General features: G+C 74.5%; 7 protein-coding genes and 1 pseudogene. 4 read left to right on the plus strand and 4 right to left on the minus strand.

The features are described 5' to 3' along the window. Positions 1 to 151: 151 nt before the first annotated feature. The 3 genes and pseudogenes from ABD323_RS37615 to ABD323_RS37625 form a co-directional block, all read left to right on the plus strand. Positions 152 to 1,306, plus strand: a pseudogene (locus ABD323_RS37615) (S53 family peptidase); the annotation flags it as partial. Positions 1,307 to 1,992: 686 nt separating this feature from the next. Then, a complete protein-coding gene (locus ABD323_RS37620; protein WP_344446597.1) occupies positions 1,993 to 2,562 on the plus strand; it encodes a methyltransferase family protein in 570 nt (189 codons plus the stop codon). A gap of 121 nt (positions 2,563 to 2,683) precedes the next feature. Further along, complete coding sequence (locus ABD323_RS37625) at positions 2,684 to 3,973, plus strand: FAD-dependent monooxygenase (protein WP_344446598.1); 1,290 nt, start codon at positions 2,684 to 2,686, stop codon at positions 3,971 to 3,973. 19 nt (positions 3,974 to 3,992) lie between these two features. Here ABD323_RS37625 and ABD323_RS37630 read toward each other — a convergent pair whose 3' ends face one another. Together ABD323_RS37630 and ABD323_RS37635 are read right to left on the minus strand one after the other, a co-directional pair. Then, the gene (locus ABD323_RS37630) at positions 3,993 to 4,526 is read right to left on the minus strand and encodes an HAD domain-containing protein (protein WP_344446599.1); all 534 of its coding nucleotides are present in this window, start codon (positions 4,524 to 4,526) and stop codon (positions 3,993 to 3,995) included. Further along, on the minus strand, positions 4,523 to 5,365 hold the full coding sequence (locus ABD323_RS37635) for a hypothetical protein (RefSeq protein ID WP_344446600.1): 843 nt from the start codon (positions 5,363 to 5,365) through the stop codon (positions 4,523 to 4,525). Before ABD323_RS37635 ends, ABD323_RS37630 begins: the two co-directional genes overlap by 4 nt. Before the next feature lie 209 nt (positions 5,366 to 5,574). On the opposite strand from ABD323_RS37635, the gene ABD323_RS37640 reads away from it, so the two are divergent. Then, positions 5,575 to 6,282, plus strand: coding sequence for a rhomboid-like protein (locus ABD323_RS37640; protein WP_344446601.1), 708 nt, complete (start codon positions 5,575 to 5,577; stop codon positions 6,280 to 6,282). Between the two features lie 22 nt (positions 6,283 to 6,304). On the opposite strand, the gene ABD323_RS37645 is transcribed toward ABD323_RS37640, so the two are convergent. Beyond that, the gene (locus ABD323_RS37645) at positions 6,305 to 6,688 is read right to left on the minus strand and encodes a VOC family protein (protein ID WP_344446602.1); all 384 of its coding nucleotides are present in this window, start codon (positions 6,686 to 6,688) and stop codon (positions 6,305 to 6,307) included. 138 nt (positions 6,689 to 6,826) lie between these two features. Next, complete coding sequence (locus tag ABD323_RS37650) at positions 6,827 to 8,473, minus strand: phytoene desaturase family protein (protein WP_344446603.1); 1,647 nt, start codon at positions 8,471 to 8,473, stop codon at positions 6,827 to 6,829. Positions 8,474 to 8,544: the final 71 nt, after the last annotated feature.

Raw genomic sequence — 8,544 nt, forward strand, 5'->3', positions numbered from 1 at the left:
GTGGTGGGTGAGGAGCATCGCCCAGACCTCCTGTTCGACCATGGCCGGGGACTTCGAGCGGAGCACCGGCCGGGCTCGGCCCTGGCGGGCGTCGAGTTCGTCGATCAGGGTGTCGAGGCGCCAGCGCTCGCTGTAGAGCCGGGCCAGATCGGCCGCGGCGGCCCCGGCCGGCGCCGTCGGTGCGGCGGGCGCGCCCGGCAGCCCGGGCGCGGCGGTGCGGCGGGCCTGCGCCGTCGCCACCGAACCGGGCCTGATGGCCTGCCAGGCGCTGGTGCGCACCGACGTGGTGCAGCCGCACGCCTTCAGCCTCACCGCGGTGTCGCCGAACGCGACGCCGGCCGGCTTCGGCCCGGCCGACCTGCTCAGCGCCTACAACCTGCCGGCCGGCGGCGGCGCCGGGGCGACGGTGGCCATCGTGGACGCCTACGACGACCCCAACGCCGAATCCGACCTGGCCGTCTACCGCAGCCAGTTCGGGCTGCCCGCCTGCACCACCGCCAACGGGTGCTTCCGCAAGGTCAACCAGAGCGGCGGCACCGGCTACCCGAGCGGCGACCCGGGCTGGGCCACCGAGATCTCGCTGGACATCGACATGGTCTCGGCGATCGCGCCGAACGCCCACATCCTGCTGGTCGAGGCGACCACGCCGACCACGGCCAACCTGGGCACCGCGGTCAACACCGCGGTGGCGCTGGGCGCGAAGTACGTCTCGAACAGCTACGGCGGACCGGAGTCCTCCGCCGACACCGGTTACGACGCCAGCTACTTCAACCACCCGGGCGTGGCGGTCACCGTCTCGTCCGGCGACTCCGCCTACGGGGTCGAGTACCCGGCCGCCTCGCGCTACGTGACCGCGGTCGGCGGGACCAGCCTCAGCCACGCCTCCACGGTCCGCGGCTGGAGCGAGAGCGCCTGGTCGGGCGCCGGCTCCGGCTGCTCGGGCTACGACGCCAAGCCGAGCTGGCAGGCCGACACCGGCTGCGCCCGGCGGACGGTCGCCGACGTCTCCGCGGTCGCCGACCCGGCCACCGGCGTCGCCGTCTACGACACCTACGGCACCTCCGGCTGGGCCGTCTACGGCGGCACCAGCGTCGCCTCGCCGATCATCGCCGCGGTGTACGCGCTGGCCGGCACCCCGGCGGCCGGTAGCTACCCGGCCGCGTACCCGTACGCGCGGCCGTGGGCCCTGAACGACGTGACGACCGGCAGCAACGGCTCCTGCTCGCCGGCCTACCTCTGCACCGCCGGAGCCGGCTACGACGGCCCGACCGGCCTGGGCACCCCGAACGGCACCAACGGCTTCACCTCGACGCCGGCCCGGGTGGTCAGCTTCCGGGCGCACGCGAACAACGACTACGTGACGGCCGAGAACGCCGGTGCCTCCTCGCTGATCGCCAACCGGACGGCGATCGGCCAGTGGGAGCAGTTCGACCTGATCGACCTGGGCAGCGGCAACATCTCGCTGCGGGCGCACGCCGACAACTACTACGTGACGGCGGAGAACGCGGGCGCCGCGCCGCTGATCGCCAACCGCAAGGCGATCGGCCTGTGGGAGACCTTCGCGCTGATCCACAACGCGGACGGCAGCGTCAGCCTGAAGTCGGCGGCCGACAACGAGTACGTGACGGCGGAGAACGCCGGTGCCGCCTCGCTGATCGCCAACCGGACGGCGATCGGGCCGTGGGAGGAGTTCGACCTGATCGGCTGACCGGTCGCCGTGGCCGCCGCGGTCTTCGGGGTCGCTCCGCTCGCACCGGTCGGCTGATCTGATCAGCCGACAGGCGCGTCTCGGCTGAGCCCCTGAGTCTCCACCCGGCGGGCCGGCGCTCTCCACCCCATGTTCCACCCGGGGGTGGAGGGCGCCGGCCCGCGCCGGGTCTAACGTCGTTCGCACACGACGGCGTTCGGGCGGTGGGGCCCTCCAGGGGCCCCGGGCGTGGGCGCGGCGTGTGCGACAACGTGTGCGACACGTCGACGGAAGCGGGGTGCACCATGAGCGTGGGACTGCTGCTCGACCTCAGCGTGCTGGGGTGGATCGCCGCCGAGGTGGTGATGCAGGTCCGTCAGTACCGCATGGGTGGCCGGGCCGAACAGACGGAGTGGCGCTCGCTCGGCGTGGTGGCCGCCGCCGCGGTGGCCGGGCAGCTGCTGGCCGTCCTCGCGCACCCGCTCTTCCCGTGGGGCGGCTTCGGTGGGCGGCAGGCCGTGCTGACGGCGGCGCTGCTCCTGCTCTGGCTCGGGGTGGCGGTCCGGCTGTGGGCGGTGCACAGCCCGGGGCGTTACTTCCGCGGGGTGGTGCACGTCCAGAGCGGGCATCAGGTGGTGCGAGCCGGTCCCTACCGCCATGTCCGCCATCCGGCCTACAGCGGGCTGCTGGTCGCGATCGTGGGCCTCGCCCTCGGCACCGGCAACCTGGTCGCCCTGCTGCTCATCACCCTCTGCACGACGCTCGGGCTGCTCTACCGGATCCGGGTGGAGGAGCGGGTGCTGACCCAGGGCCTGGGCGCCGCGTACGCGCAGTACGCCACCGGCAGGCCGCGCCTGATACCCGGCCTCCGGTGACGCCGGCGCGGTGCGCCGGACGGCGGACGCGCCGGAGAGGTGCACTGTCGCATCGGCCCCGCGCCGCGCATACTCGACGCGTTGTCCAAGATCGAAGGGGAGAGCGGTGCGTGGAGGACGAGTGGCCATCGTGGGCGGGAGCATCGCGGGTTGCGCCGCGGCGCTCGCCGCGGCGCGGGCCGGCGCGGACGAGGTCGTGGTGTACGAGCGGGCCGCAGGCCGCCTGCAGGACCGGGGCGTGGGCCTCGCGCTGCACAACGACCGGTACGCCGAGCTGGAGGCCGACGGCTATCTCGACGCCGGCATGCCCTGGGTCCAACTGGCGCACCGGCCCTGGCTGGTGCGCACGGAGGCGGAGCGGGCCGGCCGTGCGGTCGGGGTGCTGCCCTTCCCGTTCCGCTCCTACAACTGGGGTTCCCTCTGGCAGGAGCTGCGCAGCCGGATCCCCGAGGCCGTGGAGTACCGCACCGGCGCCGCCGTCACCGAGGTGCGGCCGGCCGGGGACGGCGCGAGCCTGCTGCTCGCGGACGGTGGTGAGGAACGGTTCGACCTGGTGGTCGGCGCGGACGGGTACCGCTCGGTGGTGCGGGCCGCGATGTACCCGGACGCCCTGGCCCGGTACGGCGGCTACCTGGCCTGGCGGGGCACCCTGCCGGTCGAACAACTGCCGGACCCGCACGAGGCGTTCCCCGAACAGGACGCGGCCACGGTGGTCTTCCCCGGCGGACACATGATCGTCTACCGGATCCCGGGTCCCGGCGGGGTGGGAACCAACGTCAACTGGGTCCTCTACGCCACCCCGCCGCCCGCCGCCGCCCTACGCTTCGACGACCCGTCGGTAGCCCCCTCGCGGACGGCCACGGATCTCCTGATCAGCTTCCAGAACACCCTGATGGAGGAACACTTCCCCGACTACTGGCGGGAGATGGTCCACCGCACGCCGCGGGAGGAGATGTTCGTGCAGCCCATGTACGACATGGCGGCGCCGCACTTCGCCCGTGGTCGGCTGGTGCTGCTCGGTGACGCCGCCTCGATCGCCCGTCCGCACACGGGCAGTGGCGCGATCAAGGCCTTGCAGGACGCCAGCGTGCTGGGTCGTGCCCTGCGGTCGAGCGACGACCTGGCCGTTGCCCTGCACGCCTATGACGCCGAGCGGGCGCCGGTCGGCCGGGCGATCCTGGAGCTCGGCCGCAACCTCGGTCGCGCCCAGGTCCAGGAGACACCGGCGTGGGCGGAGATGGACCAGCGGGCCGTGGAGGCCTGGTGGCAGAACGCCGGCGGCGGTACCGGCTTCGGCGGCCACGCCCTCGGCAGCCGCCCCGGGGACGCCGAGGACACCCCGACCGCCACTCCCACCGCTACCCCGAGCGGCTTCCTGCGGGAGGTGATCGACGGAGGGGTCCGCGAGTAGGCCGCCCCGGGCCGGTCCCTCACCCCGTCAGTGGGCGGGGTTCGCGGGCGGGGCCGCGCAGCCAGGTGTCGAGGGCGGCGAAGTCCGCGTCCGTGAGGCCGCATCGGGGGTCGACACGGTGGAGCAGGGTTGCCGCGCGCTGGTGGCCGTCCACCCAGGAGCGGTCGGCGGCGGAGAGCTCGTCGTCGACCCAGGTGAACGGGCGGCCGGCCGCCCAGGCGACCAGTGTGCGGGTCTTCCAGTGCAGGCCGAGCCGCGCATCCTCCCGCTCTTCCTCGAGGGACGGCTCGGGCCAGCTCACCACGGGCAGCTCGGGCAGTCCGATCCGTGGCGCCACGCACGCGTTGGCATCCGCCAACCAGGTGGTGGCCCAAACCAGTTCGCACGGCAGGGCGGCCAGCCGGGCCCCGTGCCCGGGGTCGAGCCTGACGAGCAGCGGGTTCGCGTCGTCCGGCGCCGCGGCGGCCCAGCGCGGGTCCGGCGGCCCGCCGAACGGGATGAGCGGCCCGTCGACGTCGAGGAAGAGCAGCGGAAGCGCGAGGGGGTCGGTCACCGCGGCACTTGCTTCGTGATCGCGCCCGCCAGCGGAGAGAGCCGGTCCTCCAGGCTCTGGTAGTCGCTGCTGTGGCCGTCGGCCCACTGGGCCATGGCGACCACCAGGGCCTGTCCGTTGCTCCCGAAGGACTGCACCAGGCCGCTGTCGGCCGGGAGTTCCCGCAGGCCGGAGCCCTGCGGGGGGATCTGGACCGCGACCTCGTAGTCCTGCGGGTTGGCACCCAGGGTGGTAGCCAGGTCGAAGGCGTCCAGCGGGTCGCGCAGGGTGAAGACCGCCATGTCGTACTCGTTGTTGTCGGCGTCCTTGTAGAGCGCGAGGGTCACCCCGAGGCAGCCGTGGCCCTGGGTGATCATGCCGGCCAGTGGGGCGGCCACCGTGTCCGACCCCGTGCAACTCGGGTTCGCCACGCTCGCCACCCGGGTGTAGCCGGCGACCTGGGCGGGGAAGACGGTGGGCGGTATCGCCGTGGTGAGGCGCGCGGTCGAGGGTGCGGCGGTGGCGGCGGGTGCGGTCGGGCTCCCGTCCGCGGAGGGAGCCGGGCCGACGGTCGCAGCACGAGGGGCTGTCGAAGGCGGGGAGACGGCGGGCGTCGGGGAGGGTGCGGCGGTGGCAGCGGCGGCCAGATCGCGGATCGGGTGGTCGGGCTGGAGCCGGTAGGCCGCCAACCCCGCCCCGAGCGCGAGCACGCAGCAGCCGACCAGGATCGCCAGCCGCGTCCGGCGGCGCCGGGGCGGCCGGGTGCGCTCGGCGGCGCTGGGCTCGTGGACCGCGTTGTTCTTCTCGTACTCCCGGACGAAGTCCTGCCACAGGTCGTCGCCGGTTCCATGATCTGTCACGCCGCGAACCCTATCGATCACCACGGACGCCTCGGCAGCACCCTCCGCCTCCCGCCGTGTGCCTCCCGCAGGCCCGGACCGGGTCGGTGCGTGTCCGGCGCATCGCGTGGCGGGGTGGGTCGTTAGGTTCGATGGCACGCGGGGCCGCGAGGGCCCGGTGCCGGCCGAGGACGCGCCGGGCGAGGAAGCGTCGGACGAGGGGTGGCGGAATGAGGGAGCGCGGCGCGGTACGAACGGGCAGCCGCCCCCAGAGTGGCGGGCGGCCCCCGGCGCGCGGGCCGGTCGGCGGCATCCTGGCACGTGTCCCGCTGACCACGGTGTACGTGCTGCTGCTGACCGCGGTGGCCTGGTGGCTGGCCTCGCAGAGCCGGGCGGGCCGGGCCCGGTTCGTGCGGCACAACAGCAGCAACGTGCACCACATGGAGGTCGGCCAGTGGTGGACGCTCTTCACCAGCGGGCTGGTCGTCGACGGCGTCCCGGCCTGGGCCGGCATCGCCGCGGTCGCGGCGGCGCTCGGGCTGGCCGAGTGGCGCTGGGGCTCGCTGCGGGCCGGCGCCGTCTTCGTCGCCGGGCACGTGGGGGCCACCCTGCTGACCGAGGGCGCGATGTGGGTGATGCTCAGCACCGGCATCCCCGGGGCGCTGTCGCACGAACGCGACGTGGGGATCAGCTACGGGCTGGTCGCCACCGTCGGCTGCCTGCTCGCGCTCGGCGCCGCACCGATACGGTACTTCGGGCTGCCGGCGCTGGCCCTGGCGCTGGTCGTGGCCTGGGCGCTCGACCAGCAACTCGCCGACGCCGGCCACCTGATCGCCCTCGGGATCGGCGTGCTGGCCGCGCAGACCGGCTGGCTGCGCGACCTCCCGCCCCGCCCCGGGCCGCCGCCGCGCGACGGTCGCCGACCGCTCGACGGCTGAAGCGCGCCGCGGCCGCCGGTCGTCACAGCGGCAGGAGCCGGGCGTGCAGGAGGCAGAACTCGTTGCCTTCCGGGTCGGCCAGGACGTGCCAGTTCTCGGTGCCGCTCTGGCCGACGTCGACGGGCTCGGCGCCGAGGGCGAGCAGCCGCTCCAACTCGGCGTCCTGGTCACGGTCGGTGGCGTTGACGTCGATGTGCAGTCGCAGCTTGCCCGGCCGCGGGTCGGTGCTGGGACTGAGGATGAGGGTCGGCTGGGGGCCGCCGAAGCCGACGCCGGGCGGCCCGATCTCGATGCTTCCGTCGTCCTCCCGCCCGAGTTCGACGTACCCGAGGACCTCGCTCCAGAACGCGGCGAGCCGCTCGGGGTCGGCGCAGTCGATGACCAGTTCACTGATGCGGCATGCCATGCCCGGCAGTGTACGCAGTACCGGACGGTACACGCAGGAGCAGGAGCAGGAGCAGGCCGGACGGCGAGGCCTCGGCCCCTGGAGCCTGTACGCGCGGGGGGGCTGAGGCCTCGTCACGTCCGGACCGTTCAGGGCGTGCTACCGCCCCAGCGCGGCCATCGCCGCGTTGTGCCCGGGGATGCCGCTGACCCCGCCGCCGCGGATCGCGCCCGCCCCGCAGAGCAGGATGTTGGGGTGCGCGGTCGCCACGCCCCAGCGGTCGTCCGGGTCCTCGCCGTAGGGGAAGGCCAGATCGCGGTGGAAGATGTTCCCACCGGGCAGTCCCAGCTCCCGCTCCAGGTCCAGCGGGCTCATCGCCTCGATGCACGGGCGGCCGAGGTCGTCGGTGGCCAGGCAGTCGGCGAGCGGTTCGTCGAGGACGGCGTCCAGTGGACCCATCACCGCCGCGAGCGCCGCCGCGCGCAGCGCGTCGCCACCGCCCGCGGTGCCGCCCGCGGTGCCGTGCGCCGTGCCGTGGGCACCGCCGCCACTCGCACCGCCGCCCGGGGCGAAGAGCCGGGCCGGCAGGTGCAGGCCGAAGAGGGTGAGGGTCTGGTAGCCCTGGGCGGCCAGTTCGGGGCCCAGGATCGAGGGGTCGGTCAGCGAGTGGCAGTAGATCTCCGACGGCGCCGCCGCCGGCAGCCGCCCGGCCTCGGCGCTGCGGTAGGCCCGCGCCAACTCCTCGTACGACTCGGCGACATGGAAGGTGCCGGCGAACGCGTCGCGGGGGTCCACCGTGCGGTCGCGCAGCCGCGGCAGCCGGCGCAGCAGCATGTTGACCTTGAGTTGTGAGCCCTCCGCCGCCGGGCCGGCCGGCTGCTCGCCGAGCAGGCGGGACAGCGTCTGCGGCGCGGCGTTGCAGAGCACCTGCCGGGCCCCGACCACGACCTCCCGGTCCTGGACGCGGTAGGTCACCTCGGCGTCGGTGCCGTCGGTGGCGATCGCCGTCACCTCGCAGCCGGTGCGCAGTTCGGCCCCGGCGGCCCGCGCCGCGTCGGCGAGGGCGTCGGTGAGCGCGCCCATGCCGCCGATCGGCACGTCCCAGTCGCCCGTGCCGCCGCCGATCACGTGGTACAGGAAGCAGCGGTTCTGCCGCAGCGAGGGGTCGTGGGCGTGCGTGAAGGTGCCGATCAGCGCGTCGGTGAGGACCACGCCGCGCACCAGGTCGTCGGAGAAGGTGCGTTCCACGAGTTCGCCGATCGGGCGCTCGAACAGCGCCTCCCAGGCGGCTTCGTCGGCCACCCGCCGGCGCAGCTGGGTGCGGCTGGGCAGCGGCTCGGTGAGTGAGGGGAAGACCCGTTCGGCGATCGCGCCGGTCCTCGCGTAGAACTCCTGCCAGGCCGCGAACTCCTTGTCAGAGCCAGTGAGTTCGCGGAAGGACTCGGCGGTGCGGGCCGGGTCGGAGCTGTCCACCAGGAGTCCGGTGGGCCGCCCGTCGCGCACGGTCGGGGTGTAGGAGGAGATCCGCCGCCGGCGTACCGCGAACCGCAGCCCGAGCTCGTCGACGATCTTCCTCGGCAGCAGGCTGACCAGGTAGGAGTACTGCGAGAGCCGGGCCTGGGCGCCGTGGAAGACCTGGGTGGAGACGGCGGCGCCGCCGGTGCGCTCCAGCCGCTCCAGCAGCAGCACCCGGCGGCCGGCGCGGGCCTTGTAGCCGGCCGCGACCAGGCCGTTGTGGCCGCCGCCGACGATGACGACGTCGTACCGGCCACTCCCGCCTCCGCTCCCACTCCCGCCGCCGGCCAGGGCGGCGGCGTTGCCGCCGGTGCCGGTGCCGGTGCCGGTGCCGGGGCCGGTGTCGGCGCCCGGGGGTGTGG

It is taken from the genome of Kitasatospora nipponensis (genome assembly GCF_039528135.1).
Classification (GTDB): Bacteria; Actinomycetota; Actinomycetes; order Streptomycetales; family Streptomycetaceae; genus Kitasatospora; species Kitasatospora nipponensis.

Coding starts and splice junctions, on each gene's coding strand:
- ABD323_RS37645 (WP_344446602.1), bottom strand. CDS start 6,688: ATGGCATGCCGCATCAGTGAACTGGTCATCGACTGCGCCGACCCCGAG.
- ABD323_RS37640 (WP_344446601.1), top strand. CDS start 5,575: ATGAGGGAGCGCGGCGCGGTACGAACGGGCAGCCGCCCCCAGAGTGGC.
- ABD323_RS37620 (WP_344446597.1), top strand. CDS start 1,993: ATGAGCGTGGGACTGCTGCTCGACCTCAGCGTGCTGGGGTGGATCGCC.